The sequence below is a fragment of the Pluralibacter gergoviae ATCC 33028 = NBRC 105706 genome (assembly GCF_001598855.1).
Classification (GTDB): Bacteria; Pseudomonadota; Gammaproteobacteria; order Enterobacterales; family Enterobacteriaceae; genus Pluralibacter; species Pluralibacter gergoviae.
The window spans coordinates 189,223-209,030 of record NZ_BCZS01000004.1 but is presented as its reverse complement, the minus strand read 5'-3'; the positions used below and the strand labels follow the sequence as shown (position 1 = coordinate 209,030).

General features: G+C 61.0%; 13 protein-coding genes. 3 read left to right on the top strand and 10 right to left on the bottom strand.

Annotated elements, in window-relative coordinates; genetic code table 11:
* Positions 1-2: 2 nt before the first annotated feature.
* The 4 genes from ENGE1_RS06740 to ENGE1_RS06720 all read right to left on the bottom strand — a co-directional run bounded on the left by ENGE1_RS06740 (position 3) and on the right by ENGE1_RS06720 (position 4,849).
* Positions 3-578, bottom strand: a complete 576-nt coding sequence (locus ENGE1_RS06740; RefSeq protein WP_043083157.1) for a glycerol-3-phosphate responsive antiterminator — start codon at positions 576-578, stop codon at positions 3-5.
* On the bottom strand, positions 571-1,077 hold the full coding sequence (locus ENGE1_RS29185; protein WP_225823413.1) for an FAD-linked oxidase C-terminal domain-containing protein: 507 nt from the start codon (positions 1,075-1,077) through the stop codon (positions 571-573). The genes ENGE1_RS06740 and ENGE1_RS29185 overlap by 8 nt, the downstream gene beginning before the upstream one ends.
* A 17-nt stretch (positions 1,078-1,094) precedes the next feature.
* Positions 1,095-3,242: a formate dehydrogenase subunit alpha gene (gene fdhF, locus ENGE1_RS06730; RefSeq protein WP_080964507.1), complete on the bottom strand. Its 2,148-nt coding sequence runs from the start codon at positions 3,240-3,242 to the stop codon at positions 1,095-1,097.
* A gap of 140 nt (positions 3,243-3,382) precedes the next feature.
* A complete protein-coding gene (locus ENGE1_RS06720; protein WP_043083163.1) occupies positions 3,383-4,849 on the bottom strand; it encodes a nucleobase:cation symporter-2 family protein in 1,467 nt (488 codons plus the stop codon).
* A 524-nt stretch (positions 4,850-5,373) separates the two neighbouring features.
* Here ENGE1_RS06720 and ygfT point away from each other — a divergent pair.
* Together ygfT and ENGE1_RS06710 are read left to right on the top strand one after the other, a co-directional pair.
* Complete coding sequence (gene ygfT, locus ENGE1_RS06715; RefSeq protein WP_048252851.1) at positions 5,374-7,314, top strand: formate-dependent uric acid utilization protein YgfT; 1,941 nt, start codon at positions 5,374-5,376, stop codon at positions 7,312-7,314.
* Positions 7,311-7,787, top strand: coding sequence for a 4Fe-4S dicluster domain-containing protein (locus ENGE1_RS06710; protein ID WP_043083165.1), 477 nt, complete (start codon positions 7,311-7,313; stop codon positions 7,785-7,787). The genes ygfT and ENGE1_RS06710 overlap by 4 nt, the downstream gene beginning before the upstream one ends.
* A gap of 523 nt (positions 7,788-8,310) precedes the next feature.
* Here ENGE1_RS06710 and ssnA read toward each other — a convergent pair.
* Positions 8,311-9,639: a putative aminohydrolase SsnA gene (gene ssnA, locus ENGE1_RS06705; RefSeq protein WP_162185261.1), complete on the bottom strand. Its 1,329-nt coding sequence runs from the start codon at positions 9,637-9,639 to the stop codon at positions 8,311-8,313.
* A gap of 2 nt (positions 9,640-9,641) precedes the next feature.
* Positions 9,642-12,746 carry a putative selenate reductase subunit YgfK gene (ygfK, locus tag ENGE1_RS06700; RefSeq protein WP_064360565.1) on the bottom strand — a complete coding sequence of 1,035 codons (3,105 nt, stop codon included), beginning with the start codon at positions 12,744-12,746 and terminating at the stop codon, positions 9,642-9,644.
* A 509-nt stretch (positions 12,747-13,255) separates the two neighbouring features.
* On the opposite strand from ygfK, the gene ENGE1_RS06695 reads away from it, so the two are divergent.
* Positions 13,256-14,086: an XdhC family protein gene (locus ENGE1_RS06695; protein WP_073971307.1), complete on the top strand. Its 831-nt coding sequence runs from the start codon at positions 13,256-13,258 to the stop codon at positions 14,084-14,086.
* A 67-nt stretch (positions 14,087-14,153) separates the two neighbouring features.
* Here the strand turns inward: ENGE1_RS06695 and ENGE1_RS06690 are convergent, their stop codons facing one another.
* From ENGE1_RS06690 to hydA, 4 genes are all read right to left on the bottom strand, one after another.
* Positions 14,154-15,608 (bottom strand): nucleobase:cation symporter-2 family protein, encoded by a 1,455-nt coding sequence (locus ENGE1_RS06690; RefSeq protein ID WP_048252853.1) that lies wholly within the window; start codon positions 15,606-15,608, stop codon positions 14,154-14,156.
* A gap of 263 nt (positions 15,609-15,871) precedes the next feature.
* Positions 15,872-17,152: an OprD family porin gene (locus tag ENGE1_RS06685; protein WP_043083170.1), complete on the bottom strand. Its 1,281-nt coding sequence runs from the start codon at positions 17,150-17,152 to the stop codon at positions 15,872-15,874.
* Positions 17,153-17,452: 300 nt separating this feature from the next.
* Complete coding sequence (gene arcC, locus ENGE1_RS06680; RefSeq protein ID WP_043083172.1) at positions 17,453-18,385, bottom strand: carbamate kinase; 933 nt, start codon at positions 18,383-18,385, stop codon at positions 17,453-17,455.
* Positions 18,382-19,803, bottom strand: coding sequence for a dihydropyrimidinase (gene hydA, locus ENGE1_RS06675; protein ID WP_048252854.1), 1,422 nt, complete (start codon positions 19,801-19,803; stop codon positions 18,382-18,384). Before hydA ends, arcC begins: the two co-directional genes overlap by 4 nt.
* Positions 19,804-19,808: the final 5 nt, after the last annotated feature.

Below are 19,808 nucleotides of genomic sequence, written 5' to 3'. Positions count from 1 at the left end.
TGTCAGATTGGCGGGGCCAGATCCCACAGCGCGCTGTCGCTGCTGGATACCGCGGCGGCCCCGTGCGCCAGAGCGGCGCGGATGTGTTCTTCGTGACTCACAAATCCCGACGCCACGATGGGTGGCAGGCGCAGGCGATCCTCTTTCGTAATCAACGGCAGCATCGGGGCGGGCATCAGCTGAACGTAGTCCGGCTCGCTCAGCTCCAGCGCGTGCAGGCTGCGCAGCCAGGTGGAGCGGTCGGTGACGAAGATTTTTTGCATGGTCAGCAGCCCACTTTTTTTCGCCCGCTGGATGGTTTGCAGCCGGGTGGAGAGCAGGCCCATTGCGCCAGTTTCTACAATATAGTCGATACCGCCCTTGTCCTGCGACAGGCCGCTGCAGCTGTCGATATTGACGATAACGTACTTATCCGCCTTCTCCAGCAGGGCGACAACCGGCTGGAGCTTTATCAGATCGATATTGGCGATAATACACACCTGCGCCCGGCTGGCGAGCGCGGCTTCCAGTCGATCCATACCATAGACCGCCATTATAACGGGATGGCGCGCCAGTTGCGCGCCAAGGTTTTTAATCATGGTTAGCCTGTGCGTGTGACGAAAGATTATCGCTTAACCCGAGCTTTCCTGGGTTGAGAATGCCGTGCGGGTCCAGCGCCCGCTTAATATCTGCAAGCACAGTAAGGGCCTCGCCAAGCGACTCACGCATGTAGGGGGAGCGCAATAATCCTACTCCATGATGGTGGCTGAGCGAGGCGTTATGACGCAGTAAAACCGCATTGGCGGCGTCCCAGGCGGCGCGATACCATGCCGCGCGGGCGCTGACCTCCACGTCACCGCGCAGAGAAAAGTTGACCCTGTATATTTCCGTGGTGAGTGATATGTTTCGGTCGTTGCGATGCTTAACTGGCAGGACAGTCAGCAAAACAGGCGCGTTAACGTTGATATCCTTATTGACAGGTAACTTTGAGCAGGTGCACGGTGTACTTACAGCGGTGAAGTAAATCAACAAACCGAAAATAAGAACCTGCGCTGGAAAATAATGTGAGCGCTGATAGAAACGGCCACCTTCCGACAAGAAGGCGGCCTTAGCCCTTACCCGGCGGCACTCTCCCGGAGCTGCGCTTTCAGCTTCCCGTACGCCTCCACCACATACCGCTCCGCCGCCGCCTGGTCCGCAATCGGTTCGACGTTCACCGCGCAGTACTTATACTCCGGCGTTTTGGTTATCGGGCTGAGGTTCTCCGTGACCAGCTCGTTGCAGGCGCCGATCCACCACTGGTAGGTCATATACACCGCGCCGGGGTTGGGGCGGTCGCTGACCTTCGCCCGGGTGATGACCCGGCCCTTGCGCGAGTTGACCCACACCAGCGCCTCGTCGTCGATCCCCAGCCGCCGGGCATCGGCGGTGTTGATCTGGGCGTAGCCCGGCTCGTCGGCAAGCTTTGCCAGCGCCGCGCAGTTGCCGGTCATTGAGCGGCAGGAGTAGTGGCCCACCTCGCGCACCGTGGAGAGCACCATTGGAAACTCATCGCTGAGCTTGTCCAGCGGCGGCTGCCACTCGCAGGTGAAGAACTGCGCCAGGCCGTTCGGGGTGGAGAACGACTCCGCGAACAGGTAAGAGGTGCCCTGGTCGGCGTCGGATTCATCCCGGCAGGGCCACTGCACGTAGCCCAGCTCGCCCATTTTTTCGTAAGTCGCGCCGAGGAAGTTGGGGCACAGGTGGCGGAGCTCGTCCCAGATCTGCTGGGTGTTATCGTAGTGCATCGGGTAGCCCATGCGGGTGGCTATCTCGCAGATAATCTGCCAGTCGGTCTTCAGATCCCACTTCGGCTCCACCGCCTTGAAGAAGCGCTGGAAGCCGCGGTCGGCCGCGGTATAGACGCCCTCGTGTTCGCCCCAGGAGGTGGCGGGCAGCACCACGTCGGCGGCGGCGGCGGTTTTGGTCATAAAGATATCCTGAACGATGACCAGCTCCAGATCGCTGAACGCCTGGCGCACCGCCGGCAGCTCGGCGTCGGTCTGTAGCGGGTCTTCGCCCATGATGTACGCCGCCCGCACTTCGCCGTGGGCTACCCGGTGCGGCAGTTCGCTGATGCGGTAGCCGGGCGTTTCCGGCAGGCTCTCCACGCCCCAGGCTTTAGCGAACTTCTCACGGTTCTCCGGGAACTTCACGTACTGGTAGCCCGGATAGGTGTCCGGCAGGGCGCCCATGTCGCAGGCGCCCTGGACGTTGTTCTGCCCGCGCACCGGGTTGACGCCGACGTGCGGCTTGCCGAGGTTGCCGGTGAGGATCGCAAGGCTGGTGAGCGATCGCACGGTCTCCACGCCCTGCCAGAACTGGGTCACGCCCATGCCCCACAGGATGGTGGCGGTCTTCGCGGTGGCGTACATCCGCGCGCAGTCGCGGATTTGCCGGGCGCTGAGGCCGGTTATTGCCTCGACGGACTCCGGCGTATAGCCCTCGACGATGTTGCGATACGCCTCAAAACCCTCCGAACGCCCGGCGACAAAGGCGCTGTCATAGAGGTTCTCTTCAATAATGACGTGGCCGATGGCGTTCAGCAGCGCGATGTTCGAGCCGTTCTTCAGCGCCAGGTGCATATCGGCGATGCGCGCGGTCTCGATTTTGCGCGGATCGCAGACGATGATTTTCGCCCCGTTGCGCTTCGCATTGAGGATATGATTCGCCACGATTGGATGCGAATCCGCCGGGTTATAGCCGAAAATAAACACCAGATCGGTGTTATCGATCTCGGTGATTGCGTTACTCATGGCGCCGTTACCGACCGACTGGTGCAGACCTGCAACCGAAGGGCCGTGTCAGACGCGCGCGCAGCAGTCGACGTTGTTGGTGCCAATCACCGCCCGCGCGAACTTCTGCATAATGTAGTTGGTCTCGTTGCCGGTGCCCCGCGACGATCCGGTGGTCTGGATGGCGTGGGGGCCGTATTTCTCCTTGATAGCGCTAAGGCGGGTGGCGACATAGTCCAGCGCCTCTTCCCAGGAGACTGACTCCAGCTTGCCGCCGCGGCTTCTGCGGATCATCGGCGACTTCAGGCGCGGGGTGAGGATCTGCGGATCGTCGATAAAGTCCCAGCCGTAGTAGCCCTTCAGGCACAGGGTGCCCTGATTATTTTTACCCATCGCCGCGTCGGCGCGGGTGATTTTGCCGTCCTCTACCGTCAGCTGCATCTTGCAGCCGGAGGCGCAGTAGGGACAGACGGTGGTCACTTTTGTCATCATGACGCTCCTTAATCTGCAACACTAAAACAGCAGCGCAACGCCAAAGCGGCTGTTAAAGGCTAAGGCGATGGCCTGCTGGACCGCCGGAAGCGCCAGCAGGGCCAGGAATACCAGCGCGACAATCATGCGCAGGGTCATTATTTTCCCTCCTGCGGCTGCTGCTCCTTCTGCACTTTGCGCAGCAGCAGCCACATTCTGACGGTCCTGACGGCCATATTGCGCGCGGCAGAAGCCGGCGGCGCCGGATCCGGTACCGGGGTCTCTCGGGTAAATTTGAAGGGCACGTTGCCGTTGAGCGTCAGGTTGGCGACGATGGCGGTCAGCGTGCCGATAGTGATACCGCTGTGCAGAAACATCTGCATCATCGGCGGGAACTGGCTGAACAGGTTCGGCACCAGCACCGGCATCATGCCGAGCCCGAGGGTCAGGGCGACAACCATACCGTTGTTGTTGTTGCGGTAGTCCACCTGGCCGAGGGTGCGGATGCCGGAGACGGCGACCATGCCGAACATCACGATTCCGGCGCCGCCGAGCACGGGTTTCGGGATCAGCACCACCAGGGCGGCCATTTTCGAGAAGATGCCCATCATAATCAGAATGATCCCGGAGACCGAGACCACGAAGCGGCTGCGCACCCCCGTCAGGCCGATAAGCCCGACGTTCTGGGCGAAGGCAGAGTAGGGAAACAGGTTGAAAAAACCGCACACGGTGGTCGCCAGACCGCAGGTGTTGAGCCCGTTGCGCAGCATCCTGGCATCGACTTTTTTACCGACAATATCGCCGGTGGCAATAATCGAGGACATGGTTTCCACCATCACCACCACCATCACCATGCAGAGCAGGGCAACGGGGATGATGTGAAACTCGGGGCGGCCAAAGGGCATGAATTCCGGCAGGTGGATCCAGGGCGTGATGTGAACAAGATGGAAATCCAGCGGCTTAAAGAAGTTCCACAGCACGCTGCCGATGATAAGGCCGATCAGCACGGAGGTATTTTTGATCATGCCCGACGCGAAGGTGTAGACGTTGAGGATAATCACCAGCGTGATGAAGGCCATCAGCAGGGCAAAGTAACCGCCGAAGCCGTCCATATCGCTGGTGCCGCCGCCGATCCATCCCCCGGCGACCGGCATAATCGACATGCCGATAAGCGTCACGATGCTGCCCATCACCACTTTCGGGAAAAAGCGCACCAGGCGGCTTATCCACGGCGCGCAGCAGAGAATGAAAATACCGCAGCAGATAACCGCGCCCGAGATCCCGCCCATCCCGTACTCTTTGCCGATAAGGATCAGAGGGATAAGGGCGGCGAAGGTACAGCCCTGGATCAGCGGTAGTTTGCAGCCAAACCACTGCGTCACCCCGAGGGACTGGACAATGGTCGCGGCGCCGCAGATAAACAGGTCGGCGCTAATCAGCAGAATAATGTGTTCGGGCGGCAGTCCGACGGCATTGCCCACGACCAGGGGCACGGCAACCGCGCCGGCGTACATCACCAGCACATGCTGCAGGCCATAGAGGAACATTTGCGTAAAGGGTAAAACCTCATCGACGGGAGCGACTGGCCCCGACGTCTGTGTGACAGATTGGGCAAGATCTTTCATGAAAGTACTCTCTCCTGTACAACTCCCTTCCAGATAGTGACGAAAGGTCAGAAGTTATAGTGTGAAGGCTGGTGCCTTTCTAAGCCGATATTTCATCGGCGTGTTGTGGGTACAGGAGAGCTATGCGTAAGCTGTGCCAAAAATGAGGACCGGGAGGAACGGAGAATATATTTGTGAATTAACTCACGCGCCGTTCAATATTAAATTGGCGAGGATTCATACAAATGAACTATTTGTGGCATAGCGCGGGAATATCGCTATCACAATGAGATAAGAGATCTCTCATTTTGGTATGTCAGATAGGCGTTGTGATTCTCATTTCGCAGAGCCCGTATCGCTGTAAAATTAATCATTCGCTGCGTAATAGTTCTTTTTATGGTCCTTCATCATTTTTTGGGGGCCGCCTGTGGTGTTATTTTTTGAGTTGACTCGCAAAAATATGCCTCGATGGAGTGAAATAACAAAAGTCGCCTGATTATTGCATCGTAGCCCGAAGTGAGCTTAAGAATAATAAAGGGAAGCAAATGAATAAATTTATCGTTGCCGACGCCGCAAACTGCATTGGCTGTCACGCCTGTGAAGTTGCCTGCGTTACCTCACATCATCAGGACAGCTGGCCGCTACAGCGCGACGACTTTCTTCCGCGTATCCGCGTCTTTTTTCATCGCAATGCCAGCAGCGCTACCACCTGCCACCACTGCAACGACGCACCCTGCGTGGGATCCTGCCCGACGCAGGCGCTGCAGTTTGAGAACGACAGCGTACAGTTTAAGCAGGCCCTGTGCATCGGCTGTAAAAACTGCGTGGTGGCCTGTCCGTTCGGCGCCATTGAGATGGTCGCCAACGATGAGGACGGCCCGCAGCTGGCGCAGAAGTGTGACCTGTGCAGCCAGCATCCCTCCGGGCAGCAGGCCTGCGTCGCCAGCTGTCCGACTCAGGCCCTGCGCCTGATGGACGAAGCCGGCATTGCCGCGCTGCGCAAAGAGCGCCAGGTGCGCTCGGCGCTCGGCCAGCCGATGGCATCTGCGCGCGGCGCGCGGCGTAAGGCGATTCTGGATAAGGCGCCGCGCATTGGGGCGAAAAAAGTCGCCGCCGACGCGCGCCGCCAGCACTTCGGCGAAATCTATCAGCCGCTGGCCGCCTGCGACGCCGAATACGAGAGCGAGCGCTGCCTTTACTGTTCACAGAAGGCGTGGTGTAACTGGACCTGCCCGCTGCACAACCACATTCCCGACTTCATCCGCCTGGTCAACGAGGGCAAAATTATCGAGGCGGCCGAACTCTGTCACCAGAGCAGCTCCCTGCCGGAGATCTGCGGTCGCGTCTGTCCGCAGGACCGCCTCTGCGAAGGCGCCTGCACGATGAAGGGCGAAGGCGGCTCGGTGGCGATCGGTAACCTTGAGCGCTACATCACCGACACCGCGCTGGCGATGGGCTGGCGGCCGACTATTGGCGAAATCACCCCGCGCAAAGAGCGGGTGGCGGTGATCGGCGCCGGTCCGGCGGGGCTGGGCTGCGCCGATATTCTGGCCCGCGCCGGCGTACAGGTGGACGTCTTTGACCGCCATCCGGAGATCGGCGGCCTGCTGACTTTCGGCATTCCGCCGTTCAAACTCGACAAAAACGTGCTGGCGGTGCGGCGCGACATCTTCAGCAACATGGGAATTAACTTCCACCTTAATCAGGAAATTGGCCGCGATGTGGCGTTTGACGATCTGGTCAACAGCTACGATGCCGTTTTTCTGGGCGTCGGCACCTACGGCCTGATGGCCGCCGGGCTGGAGGGCGAAGACGCGCCGGGCGTGATCCAGGCGCTGCCGTTCCTGGTCGGCAGCACCCGCGAGGTGATGGGCCTTGAGGAGAGCGCCGAGTATCCGCTGACTGACATTAAGGGCAAGAACGTGGTGGTGCTCGGCGGCGGCGATACCGCGATGGACTGCCTGCGCACCGCCGTGCGCCGGGGCGCGGAGAGCGTCACCTGCGCCTACCGCCGCGACGAGCTGAGCATGCCCGGCTCGAAGAAAGAGGTGGTGAACGCCCGGGAAGAGGGAGTTAACTTCGAATTTAACGTCCAGCCGCAGTATATCAAGCGCGGCCGCAAGGGGCAGGTCAGCGCCGTGGGCATGATCCGCACCAAAATGGGTGAGCCCGGTCCGGACGGCCGCCGCCGCCCGCAGCCGATCCCCGGCTCGGAGTTTGAGCTGCCGGCCGACGTGCTGATTATGGCCTTCGGCTTTCAGGCACACGATATGCCGTGGCTGCGCGGCCACGGCATCAAGCTCGACCGCTGGGGGCAGATCTGCACCGGCGGGAAAGGGCGCGGCACCACGCAGACCAGCAACGATAAAATCTTTGCCGGCGGCGATGCGGTGACCGGCGCCGATCTGGTCGTTACCGCCATGGTGGCAGGACGCCAGGCAGCCAGCGAGATGTTGACGCTGTTCAGGGAGAAGGAGGATGTATGACCAGTTTTATCGTCGCCAGTCCGCAGGCCTGTATCGGCTGCCGGACCTGTGAAGTGGCCTGTGCGCTGGAGCACGTCGCGCCGGGCGCGGAGTTTCATCCGCGCCTGAAGGTGATGCGCCTGGACGACCTCAGCGTGCCGGTGATGTGTCACCAGTGTGAGAACGCGCCCTGCGTCGGCGCCTGTCCGACCGGCGCGCTGTCGATGGGCGCCGAGCGGGTCGAGGCCGACGCCTCGCGCTGCATCGGCTGCCAGAGCTGCGCGGTGGCCTGCCCGTTCGGTGCGATTACCATCGAGGCCAGCGCCGGGGCGGCGCCGGTGATTGTGAAGTGCGACCTGTGCCACGATCGGGACCGCGGTCCCGCCTGCGTGGATGTCTGCCCGACGGCGGCGCTGAGCAAAATGACCGAAGCGCAACTGGTGGCCCTGCAGAAGCAGCGCAATATAAAGACCGCCGCGCTGCTGACGCTGTAACCGTATCCCCGGCGGTGCACCGCCTGCCGGGTTTTGCTCTTTCCTCAACCATCGCGCCGCCCTCCTGTCGGGCGGCGCTTCGCTTGCACCGACCTACGTGTCCCCATAACTCTTTTGCGCTTATGCTATGTACTCTGAGGGTTTTAGTTCCGGCTTAAAATCGCCTCAGATTATTGCGGATGGCCGGGGCAGCCAGCATGGATGCTGGCTGAGGCGAAACGAGGCATGGATGCCGAGTCGAGCCGTACCCGATTAGCCAGTAGCAATAATCTGAGGTTCCGCGCAGCGGCGATTTTTGTTGCCGGGAGCCGAGATTGTTAAGAGGGCGGCGGCGAGCCCTCTTAACACGTTCACCGCAGAAACTCTTACAGAGAAGCAGAGTGCTACGAGTGAACGGAACTATTCCACAACCCATTGCAGAATGGATATTTATAATTGCGCAGCGCATCCGGCGCTTCCACATCGCCTAATAAAAAGCCCGGCCATCTCAGGCCGGGCTCACTCAGAACATCAGGCTACGCCATTACGGCAGGGCATCCATCCGCTCCCACATCCTCTTCGCCACCTTCTGCGCGGCGGCGAAGATCGGCGCGCTGTCGAAGCTGAACTGCCGGTCTTCGTAGATCATAACCCCGTTGACCATCACGCTGTGCACGCTGTTAGATCCGAGGCCGAAGGCGATATGTCCGGCGATGTTTGCCGCCAGCAGCGGCGTCGGCGGCAGGTAGTCGCAGATGGTCAGATCCGCCTTGCAGCCCGCTTCCAGGCGGCCAAACTGCGCGCCGAAGTTGCGGCTGAGCAGTTCGTTGCCGTTGCTGAGCGCCTTCGCAAAGCTGTCGGGCCACCACGGGCCGCCCGCGTCGCGGTGCTTGAAGAAGGCGAACTTCATCTCTTCAAACATGTCCGAGCCGATGCCGTCGGTGCCCAGCGCCAGGTTGCGGATCTGCGGCAGGCGGTGGTTATAGCCCACGTGGTTGTTCATGTTCGAGCGCGCGTTGTGCACCAGGAAGCCGTCTTTGGCGTTCAGTAGCTCAACGTCAGCCTCGGAGATGTACAGGCCGTGGGCGATCAGGGTTTTACTGTTGATAAGCCCGAAGTCGTCCAGCCGCACCAGCAGATCCTTACTGTAATGGTGGTGGCTGTGGGAGACGTCGTAGCTGTCTTCCGCTGCGTGGATGTGCAGCCCGCGACCGGTGGCTTTCAGCGCTTCGCCCAGCATGGCCAGACCTTCATCCGGCACGGTGAACGGCGCGTGGGCGCCGATGTGGGCCTCCACCAGATAGGGCTGGTCGCCTTTCTGCCGCGCGGCGTCAATCTCTTTCGCAAAGCGAATGTTTTCCTCGACGCTGTCGCGCAGCTCGCGGCTGCCGAAGTTGCGGTCGGTGGTTTCAAAGCAGGTCATCCCGCGCAGGCCAACCCTGATAAAGGCGTTGCGCAGCTGGCTGAGGGAGCCGGCGATGTAGTTCGGCGACGCGTGGTGGTCAATAACCGCCGTGCAGCCGCTGCGTACCGCTTCCATCGCGCAGATAAGGCCGCTGTAGTACAGCGACTCCTCGTCCAGCGCCCGGTCCAGGCGCCACCAGAGGTTTTTCAGCGTCGAGATAAAGTCCGGGCTCGGCGCAATATTGGCCTGGATACCGCGCGACAGGCCGGAGTAAAAGTGGTTGTGGGAGCAGACCATGCCGGGCATCACCAGCCGCCCGCGCATCTCCTTGATCTGCGCCTGCGGATAGCGCTGACTCAGCGCCGGGCCAACGTCGAGGATCTTGTCGTTTTCGATGGCAATATCGACGTTTTCCCACACTTTTGCCGGATACAGCTGTGCGGCAGTCGCATTCTTCAGAATAACGATACTCATACTTCAACCCCTCCAAGCAGATAGCGGTGGTGCTGGTGCACGTGAGTGATAATGCGGCAGATGTCGGTCAGCTCCTGCGGCACGCCGGCAAACTGGCCGTCGCTGGTGATGTAGAACTGCCAGGTCTTTCCGTCCTGACGGATGTTGACCTTACCGTTTTCAATAAAGAAGCCCGGGTTGGTGCTGTTGAGGAAATCCTGCTCGAGGCTGAAGACGGTAACTTTGTCTTTGTAAGGACGCCCCTGCCACGGGCAGAACTGGGCGCAGTTGCCGCACTCGTTACAGTAGGCGTCGAGGTGCAGGGTCTGGAAGCGGTTCTGGAAGCCCGGCACGGCGATAGAGACGTTGGCGCGGTTCGGGCAGACGTCGACACACTTGCTGCAGACGTAGTTACACTCCAGGCAGCGGCTCGCCTCCTGAGCGACGAAGGCCTCGCGATCGTCTTTATCGACCAGAGCGACGGCGATGGTGCCTTTACGCTGGTAGATCTCCGCCGGATCGACGTTGTTCCAGCGCTTGCTGCCGTGGTGGCTGGCGATATTTTCGCGCGCCAGGATCGCGTCCGTGGCCCGGCGGGCGTTGCCGATGGCGGAGACGATAGAGGACGGTCCGCGCTGGACGTCACCAATCAGGAACACGTTCGGGCGGCTGGTTTCGCCGTCGGCGTTAACCACCGGCCAGCCCTGAGCATCCAGCGGAATGCCCATGGCCGACAGCGCTTCGCCGTCCTGCTGTTCGCCGATGGCGGTGATCAGCGCATCCACCTTCAGCACGCGGGTATCATCGGTCTCGACCGGGCGGCGGCGGCCTTTCGCATCCGGCTCGCCGAGAGTCATCACGCGCACGGTGAGGGTGCCGTCGGCATTGAACGATTCCGGGTTGCACAGCCATTCGAAGCGGACGCCGTCGTGGACCGCCTCTTCGTACTCTTCGCGCCAGGCGGGCATCTCCTGCTGCGAGCGGCGATAGACGATGGTTGCCGTCTCAACGCCCGGCACGCGCAGCGCGGCGCGGGCGCAGTCCATGGCGGTATTACCGGCGCCGACCACCGCCACGTGCTTGCCGAGCGGTAGTTCGACGCCGCGGTTGAAGTCGCGCAGGAACGGCAGCGATTTGTAGATGTTCTGGTTATCGCCCGCCAGCCGGACGCCGCTGTTCTTGTCGGTGCCGGTGCCGACCAGCACATAGCTGAAGCCCTGTTCGCGAAGTTTCTCTACCGTCAGCTGCGGATCGCAGCCGTACTCTATCTTGACGCCGTGGTTGACCACGAAGTCGATATCCTGCCGGATAAGCTCACCGGGAATGCGGAACTGCGGAATGATGTTTTGCACCACGCCGCCGGCGTTGGCTTCGCGCTCGAACAGCGTCACCGGGTGGCCCGCACGGGCGAGGAAGTAGCCCGCCGCCAGTCCGGCGGGGCCTGCGCCAATCACCGCCACCGGGTGACGGGAGCCGGAGCCCGCAGGCTTATGCCAGCGCTGCTTGTACGCTTCCCAGCCTTTTTCCAGCGCCACTTTCTTCAGTTCGCGGATGTTGAGCGCGCTGTCGTAGTCGAGGCGGGTACAGTTGTACTGGCACTGATGATCGCAGATGTGGCCGGTGATGGCGGGCAGGGCGTTGCGCTGATAGATCAGCTCCAGGGCGTCGGCGTAGCGCTCCTCGCCCAGCAGGCGGATATACTCCGGGATGTCCTGCTTGATGGCGCAGGCGGTGACGCAGGGCGCCACGTAGCAGTCGGTCAGCGGCAGCGGCTCGCCGACGTCGATGCGGTCCTCCGGCTTCCACTGCTTCTGGGTGTACTCCATGCTGACCGCTTTTTCCGCCAGCGCGTTGAGGCGCGCGACGTCAACCTGGGTCATGTTCCAGCCGTCGGCTTTCTCCAGCTCGCGCATACACTCGCTCAGGCGCAGATAGCCGCCGGGCTTGAGCAGGTCGGTCGCCATGGTGATCGGCCGGATGCCGGTTTCGAAAATCTCGCGAATATTGAGCTGGCTGGCGCCGCCGGAGTAGGAGATAGGCAGCTTGCCGTCGAAGGCGCGGGAGAGCAGGGCGGCGACGTTGATCGACAGCGGGAACAGCGCCCGGCCCGACATGTACATCTCATCGCCCGGCAGCGCGCCCTTATTGTTGACGGTGCCGAGGGTGTTGGTCAGCTTGACGCCGAAGCCCAGATTGCGGCTCTTCGCCAGCGCCATCAGGCGGGTGAGCATCTCCAGCGCCCGGTCAATTTTCAGATCGTGCTCGAAGGACTCTTCGCTCAGGCCGATATAGCCGAAGCCGCAGGTGTCGAGGATCTCGCGCACCCGGACAAAGCCGAGCAGAGTCGGGTTGAGCTTGACGAAGGTATTGAGGTTTTTCTCTTCCAGCATGTAGCGGCAGATGGCCTCGATTTCATCCGGCGGGCAGCCGTGCATGGTGGAGAGCGTGACGGCGTGAACCATGGTGGCCGGAATGCGCTCGGCCAGCGTCGCCAGCTCCTCGCGGCGGGCGCTCTGCGGCAGGCGGTCGATAAAGCCCTTATCGCGCAGCCAGCGCTGCATGATTTCGCGGTACTGGGCGAACTTCGGATGGGCGGAGGCGTCCATCATATTGTCGATGAATTCCTGCATCGGCGGCTGCTTGATGCCGTCGAGGTTGTAGCCGACGCTCATATTGAAAATAAACGACTTGCCGTCTTTGACCGGGGTCAGCGGGAAGACCTGCTCCAGCAGGTGCAGGGCAAACCACGCCTTGAGATATTCGTCCCAGGCTTTTTTGAGGGTGAACTCGGTGGACCATTCAGTGTTAAAACACTCATCTTCGGCGTCGATACAGGGTTTTTCCAGCTCAAGCCGGTCGAGGATCTGCACGGTTTTCAGTTCGATAAAGCGCCCGCCGGTCAGCCAGGCGGTAATGATATTCTGCGCCAGCTGGGTGTGCGGCCCGGCGGCCGGGCCGAGGGGCGTGGCGCAGCCTTCGCCAAAGACGCTGAGGTGGTGCGGCGCCTGCGGCGAGTAGAACTGCTGTTCGGGAATGCCAAAAATAGACCGCTGGCTCTGATACTCATCAAAAATGCGCGTTAACAGTTCCTCAAACGGGACGGGACGCATGATGTCTCCCATAACCCTCTCCTTAGACATATTTATAAGACAGACATTGCCGGTTTAAATAATCCCGACGGGTGATGAGAGAGGAGCAACAATCACACCAGTTATTCAGATAAGGTTATGGCGAATAATGAAATTGTGAGGCAGGTCGAATCCCGATAGCAGAGTGTGAATGAATTCACAGCGGCTTAATGAGAATTAAAATCACTCCATTTTTATCGCCGCCATTATTTCTCAAAAATAATGCGGCAATATCACAATGATAATTATCGGCGGCAGGATGACGGTTATTTTCGCGCCCCTGCGCAGAATTTCTGCAATATTACCCTCGCAGTAGCGCGTTCAGCTTGCCGATAATGATGGCGCTCACGCTTCAGGGCAAAAGGCACGGTGGCCTGCATGAATATTGCATTAATTAAGCATGGCGAGGCGGCCGTTGCCCCGGTCTCAAACTGAGAAAACGCGCCGCCGGAGAATTCATCAGCAGCAGGCCACGGGCCCGAGAAATATCCCCTGAGGTTGGTATGACTATTTTTGCAGAAGCAGCACGTCTTGAAGAACAGAATCGCCCCTTTGCCCTGGCGCAGATTGTCGACAGCCGGGGCTCCACCCCCCGACACTCCGCCCAGATGCTGATCCGCGAGGACGGCACCATCGCCGGCACCATCGGCGGCGGCATGGTGGAGCGCATGGTGATCGACGAAGCGCTGGCGGCCCTGCGCGCGAAGGCGTCAAGAATGTTTCACGGCCGGATGGCGCGCAGCGGCAGCGATGCGGTGGGCTCCGACTGCGGCGGGGCGATGTCGGTCTACATCAGCGTCCACGGCCAGCGCCCCCGGCTGCTGCTGGTCGGCGCGGGGCACGTGAACCGCGCCATTGCCCAGTATGCGGCGCCGCTCGACTTCGAGCTGTGCGTCGGCGATATCTACGCCCAGAGCCTTGGCGCCGACCGCTTTCCGCCCGCGACCCGGCTGCTGCAGGCGGACACCTTTTCCGGGGTTGTCGATATAATGGCCGTGCGCCCGGACGACTTCGTGCTGATCGCCACCAATAATCAGGACCGCGAGGCGCTGGACCGGCTGATTTCTCAGCCCTGCGCCTGGCTCGGGCTGCTGGCGAGCCGCCGCAAGGTACAGACCTTTATGCGCCAGATGCGCGACAACGGCGTGCCGGAGGCGGATCTCAGCCGCCTGCGGGCGCCCATCGGTTACGATATCGGCGCCGAGGCGCCCCACGAGATTGCCATCAGCGTGCTGGCGGAGATCCTGCAGGTGAAAAACGGCGCCGCCGGCGGGCTGCTGGTCGCTCCGCCCGAGCCCCGGGCAGAGGAGGCCCCGGTGCTGACCGTCGCCTGACGCCAGCAGGCTAAAAAAAACCACTCACAGTCTGCGAGTGGTTTTTTTGTTTCACCGCGTTGGGCCGCTAGTGCTCCCCGCCGGACTGCTCGTCTTTCTCCACTTTGCGCAGCAGCAGCCACATCCGCACGGTTCTCACCTTGAGGAACTTCGCCGGGGAGCGCTTCTCCTCTTCGCTGCCGGAATGAAAGCCGTTGAAGAACAGGTTGAGCGCCACGGCGCTGATGGTCGCCAGCATGATCCCGCTGTGCAGCAGGGGCTGGAAGGCCGCGGGGAATTTCGAGAAGAAATCCACCGACAGCGTGGGCGTCAGGCCGACGCCGAGGCTGATGGCCACGATGTAGAGGTTGTAGCGGTTGGTGGAGTAGTTGATGCGCGACAGAATGCGGATGCCGGTGGCCAGCACCATGCCGAACATCACCAGCCCGGCGCCGCCGAGCACGAACTGCGGGATCGAGGCGACCAGCACCGCCATTTTCGGCACCATGCCGAAAATAATCAGAATGGCGCCGGAGGCGACGCACACCCAGCGGCTGTGGACTCCGGTGACGCTGACCAGACCTACGTTCTGTGAAAACGAGGTGTGGGCGAAGCTGTTAAATATGCCGCCGAACATCGAGCCGATGCCGTCCACGCGCAGCCCGCGGACGATATCGTCGGAGGTGAGCTTGCGGCCGACGATTTCGCCCAGCGCCAGAAACATCCCCAGCGACTCGATAAAGACGATGATCAGCACCGCCGTCATCGTCAGGATCGATATCGGATCGAACACCGGCATCCCCAGCGCCAGCGGGGTGACGATGGCAAACCACGCGGCGTCTCGCAGCCCGGCGAGGTTAACCTCATTCATCATTGCCGACACGACGAAGCCAAAAACGATACCCAGCAGCACGGCGACGTTTGACAGAAAGCCTTTGGCAAAGCGGGTGATCAGCAGGATAAACAGCAGCACCGCAAAGGAGATGCAGAGATAGATCGGCGCGCCGTAGTGGGGGTTGCCTTTGCCGCCGGCGGCCCAGTCGATGCCGACGCCCATGATGCTCAGGCCGATGGAGGTGATAACGACCCCGGTGACCAGCGGCGGGAACAGCGGCATCAGGCGGCCGATCAGCGGCGCCAGCAGCGTAGTGATGGCGCCGGCGGCGATGGTGGCGCCAAAAATGCCCAGCAGGCCAATGTCGGGGTTCATGCCGATGGCGATCATCGGCGTGACCGCCGCGAAGGTCACGGACATGATCACCGGCAGGCGGATGCCCATAAAGCGGCCGATACCGAGGCACTGCAGCAGCGTCACCACGCCGCAGCAGAAGAGGTCGCAGCTGATGAGCAGCGCGACGGTTTGTTTATCCAGTCCCAGCCTGCTGCCAATCATTAACGGCACGGCAACGGCCCCGGCATACATCACCAGTACGTGCTGGAGGCCGAGAATAATGAGTTTGCCGATCGGCAGCATGCGATCGACGTCATCAACGGGGGGATTTTCTAAAGGTACAGCGTTTGCGTGCGAATTTGCGTTGCTCATGAAGACATTCCTCCTGGTATTGTCATGAACCTACTTTCTTTTAACGCTCGGCTATCTATGCTTATCCGGTGCCAGAAAGCCGCAAACGGGGAGTAAACTGATTGAAGTGAGTGAGTAATCACAGTAATCAGGCTGAAGCGTTCATTTTCTGCAACGGCCATCAAATAACCGGAAAATGAATAAAATCGCAGCGTTACCTCAATTGCGGCGGCGCGATTCTCAAATTGATTGCGCCAATTGATAATTACCGCTGCGGGCAAAATTCAGAAACGATACTGCAGCGTCAGGCGGTTCTGCCAGAAGCTGTGGTCGTACAGCGGCGAGGTTTGCACGCCGGTAAAATTGCTGATGCTTATCCCTTTTAGCGCACCGTCAAATGCCCAGCTGGCGTACAGCAGATACTCGGACTGATTGATGCTCGCGCTGGCCGTCGAGGGCTTCAGATCCATAAACGCGTAGCGGGCGCCCATCGTCAGATTCTCACTGGCAATGAAGTGCACGCCGGTGGCCCAGGCGTTGCCGCTGCCGAGATCCTGAGTGCTGGTAAAGTAGGGCTGGGCAAAGTAGGGACCGGAGGCGGTGTTGTGGGCGTAGGGCAGCACCAGAGCGCCGTTTTTCCAGCTGCTGCCGCTGGCCGCAATGTGGTTGTAGCCAAGCTTCCAGCTCAGGGAAGGGGTGAGTGTGAGCGCCAGCTGCGTGCCGTAGGAGGTGCTGTTGACCTCGCCCGCCAGCGCTTTGCCCGCGTCGGTGCCGCGAATAAACTGCACGCCGATATCCGGCGCCAGGGCGGCCTGCTGCCAGTTCAGATGGCTTTCGCCGTACACCAGCCGCACGTAGTCATCGTACTCCTGGTACCATATCTGGCCCGTCAGCCGCTTATTCTCCAGCTGCACGCCGCGCCCGGCGCCGACGCCCCACATGCCGTTGATCGGCGTATCAATCTCGCTAAAGGCGGTGGTTTTGAGAAAATTATCATCGCCCCACGGCTTGTAGCGCCAGACTTTGGTGGCGCGCAGAAAGTTCTCCTTGTCGCCGTAGTTGACGTCAAGAGCCCGGTAGAGGATCGGCGTAATGCGCCAGTCGTAGTCGCCCATAAACGGCAGGGTCAGGCGCTGATCGCCGGCGGTGATTTTCAGGTCCCGGTACTGCCAGCTGAGCCAGGCTTCGCCGAGGTTGTTCTGGTTCTGGCCGATATCCCTGATGGTGCGGCTGTTATCGCCGTGATTAATGCCGCGCAGGAAGACGCCGCTCAGGCCAACCTGAAAGCCTGACAGCACCGCCGTGGTGTAGTTAATGCTGCCGCCGTAGCTGATGGTGTCCTGATTGAGGTGTTTGTTGAAATAGGCGTTGTGGGTGGAGTAGTAGAGCGAGCGGAGCGTGCCGCTGACCGTCCCGCAGGTCAGGAAATCGCTCAGGGTACTGACGCCGTCCGCGCCGTAGCTGCAGGATGCGTCGATATTGCTTCGGGTGTCGGCTTCGACCCCGGGAACGGCAAAAAACAGTAAAGCGCTGGCACAGGTATAACCGCATATTTTGCGTTTCATGGTTTTTCCTTTGCTTAAAGTTAAAGCAGAACCTTGTTCAAAAATGGTTTAAAGACACTGTGCGATGCGGGCTTTCACGTTATCTTATCGACCGTATTCACATAGCCCTGCTGGCTTATGAACCTCAGCCTGCCGGAAGGTCGCAGAATTGCTGACGCTAAGAAACCGGCTTATATCTGTACGTGCTTACCCGAAGAGAAAGAGTTACGGCGAACGACTGGCGCGAATGCGGCGCGCCGGACGGCAGTGTGCCGGGCGGCGGTGCGCCGGGCAGAAAGCCCGGCAGCGTGATGGAACGATTTACTGGCTGATGACCGTCCCGGTTTTTCCTTCGATGCCCTCTTTGGCCTTGCTGAGCACGGTGATCAGCGCCTTGCGCCCCGGGCGCGAGCGGGCAAACGAGGCGGCGGCCTCCACTTTCGGCAGCATCGAGCCTTTGGCGAAGTGTCCCTCTGCGATAAAGCGCTCGGCGTCGCGCAGCGACAGGTTATCCAGCCACTGCTCGTTGGGCTTGCCGAAGTTGATGGCCACTTTTTCCACCGCGGTGAGGATAATCAGCATGTCGGCGTCGATCATCTCCGCCAGTTTGGCGCTGGCCCAGTCCTTATCGATCACCGCGCTGGCGCCGCGCAGGTGGTTACCTTCGCGGATCACCGGAATGCCGCCGCCGCCGACGGTGATCACCACGTGGCAGGCGTCCATCATCGCCTTCACCGTCTCTTTTTCAATGATGTCCACCGGCTTCGGCGAGGCCACCACGCGGCGGTAGCCGCGCCCGGCGTCCTCTTTCATGATGTAGCCGTTTTTCGTCAGCCTGTCGGCTTCCTCTTTGCTGAAGAATGAGCCGATCGGCTTGGTCGGGTTCAGGAAGGCTTCGTCGTTAGCGTCTACCTCCACCTGGGTTATCAGGGTCGCAACCGGGATATCCAGACGGCGCGACAGCAGCTCTTCGCGTAGGGCGTTCTGCAGGTCGTAGCCGATGTAGCCCTGGCTGAGGGCCACGCAGACCGACATCGGCAGCATCGGCGTATGGGCCTCGGTTTTGGCCGCCGCTTCAAAGGCGAGGTTGATCATCCCCACCTGCGGGCCGTTGCCGTGGGTAACCACCACCTGGTGGCCCTGGGCAATAAGGTCGACGATGGCCCGCGAGGTCTGCTTGACTGCGGCCATCTGTCCGGCGAGATCGTCGCCCAGCGCGTTGCCGCCGAGGGCGAGCACGATTTTTTTACTCATAAATTCCTCTCTAAAGTGTCGGGTCCGCCCACGGGAAGCGCGGCGGCGGAAAATGGCGTACGGCGTATGAAGCGGCCCTGCCCGGCGCTGCCGGTAAAGGTGCCGTTATCAAAAATGACCCGCCCGCGCGACAGCGTCTGGCGAATCGCGCCCCGGCAGATAAAGCCCTCGTAGGGCGAGTAGTCGGCGTTGTCGTGCAGCATCTCGTGGCGGATGGTGGTGGTGCGCCGCGGGTCGATAATTACCACGTCGCCATCGGCGCCGGGTGCGAGGCGCCCCTTCTGCGGCCACAGGCCGAACAGCTTCGCCGGGTTGGCGCTGGTCAGGGCCACGAAGCGCTCCGGGCTGATGCGCCCGGTCATCACGCCGTGGGAGAAGAGCAGCAGCAGGCGGTTTTCCACGCCCGGCAGGCCGTTCGGACAGCGGCTGAAATCGCCGTCGGAGATCTGCCTGCGCTGCGCCGCTGAGAAAGCACAGTGGTCGGTGGCGACCGTGTCGATGGCGCCATCGGCGATGCCGCACCACAGGGCGTCGTTATTGCTGGCGCTGCGCATCGGCGGGCTGCACAGATAGTTCAGCGCGTCGTCGCGCTCGTAGCAGCGTTCGTCGAGCATCAGGTACTGCGGGCAGGTCTCCACCCACACCTGCTGATGGCGCGCCCTGGCGAGGCGCAGATAGTCCAGCCCCAGCGCGTTGGAGAGATGCACAATATAGAGCGGCGCGTTACCCGCCAGCTTCGCCAGGTTGATGGTGCGGGCGATGGCCTCCGCTTCGCACTCCAGCGGACGGCTCAGGGCGTGATAGCGCGGCGCGGTCTTGCCGGCGTTGATAAACTCCGCCCGCCGCTGGGCGATAGCGGCATCGTTTTCCGGGTGCACCGTGGTCAGAGCCCCGGCGCGATGCAGGTGGCGCATCGCCTGCAGGATCTCGTCGTCGTTAAGCTTGTACTGGTAGGTCAGGTAGAGCTTGAAGCTGCTGATGCCCGCGTCAACCATCATCGGGATCTCGTCGAGAATGCCGTGGTTAACGTGCTGAATAACGCCGTGAAAGCTGTAGTCGATGACCGCCTTGTAGGCCGCGTAGCCGCGGTAGGCGTCGAACTGGTGGCGCAGGTGGCAGCCCGGCGGCCCGAAGCCCATATGATCGACAATGGTGGTGGTACCGCCGCAGGCCGCCGCCCGGGTGCCGGTAAAGAAATCGTCGCAGCTGCGGGCCAGCCCGACGTCAATATTCAAGTGGGTGTGAACGTCAACGCCGCCGGGCATCACGTAGCAGCCGTCGGCGTCAATGATTTCGCAGGGGTGTTCCGCCTCAATAGAGTCGGCAAGGCGCTTGACGAGGCCATCTTCGATCAGCAGATCCTGCTGCATCTGCCCATCGGCATTGACGACGAGGCCATTTTTAATCAGTACGCGCATAGGAA

Bases quoted from the DNA above. Each gene is read 5' to 3' on its own strand.
- ENGE1_RS06740 (WP_043083157.1), bottom strand. From the start codon at position 578: ATGATTAAAAACCTTGGCGCGCAACTGGCGCGCCATCCCGTTATAATG.
- ENGE1_RS06720 (WP_043083163.1), bottom strand. From the start codon at position 4,849: ATGAAAGATCTTGCCCAATCTGTCACACAGACGTCGGGGCCAGTCGCT.
- ygfT (WP_048252851.1), top strand. From the start codon at position 5,374: ATGAATAAATTTATCGTTGCCGACGCCGCAAACTGCATTGGCTGTCAC.
- ENGE1_RS06710 (WP_043083165.1), top strand. From the start codon at position 7,311: ATGACCAGTTTTATCGTCGCCAGTCCGCAGGCCTGTATCGGCTGCCGG.
- ygfK (WP_064360565.1), bottom strand. From the start codon at position 12,746: ATGGGAGACATCATGCGTCCCGTCCCGTTTGAGGAACTGTTAACGCGC.
- ENGE1_RS06695 (WP_073971307.1), top strand. From the start codon at position 13,256: ATGACTATTTTTGCAGAAGCAGCACGTCTTGAAGAACAGAATCGCCCC.
- ENGE1_RS06690 (WP_048252853.1), bottom strand. From the start codon at position 15,608: ATGAGCAACGCAAATTCGCACGCAAACGCTGTACCTTTAGAAAATCCC.
- ENGE1_RS06685 (WP_043083170.1), bottom strand. From the start codon at position 17,152: ATGAAACGCAAAATATGCGGTTATACCTGTGCCAGCGCTTTACTGTTT.
- arcC (WP_043083172.1), bottom strand. From the start codon at position 18,385: ATGAGTAAAAAAATCGTGCTCGCCCTCGGCGGCAACGCGCTGGGCGAC.
- hydA (WP_048252854.1), bottom strand. From the start codon at position 19,803: ATGCGCGTACTGATTAAAAATGGCCTCGTCGTCAATGCCGATGGGCAG.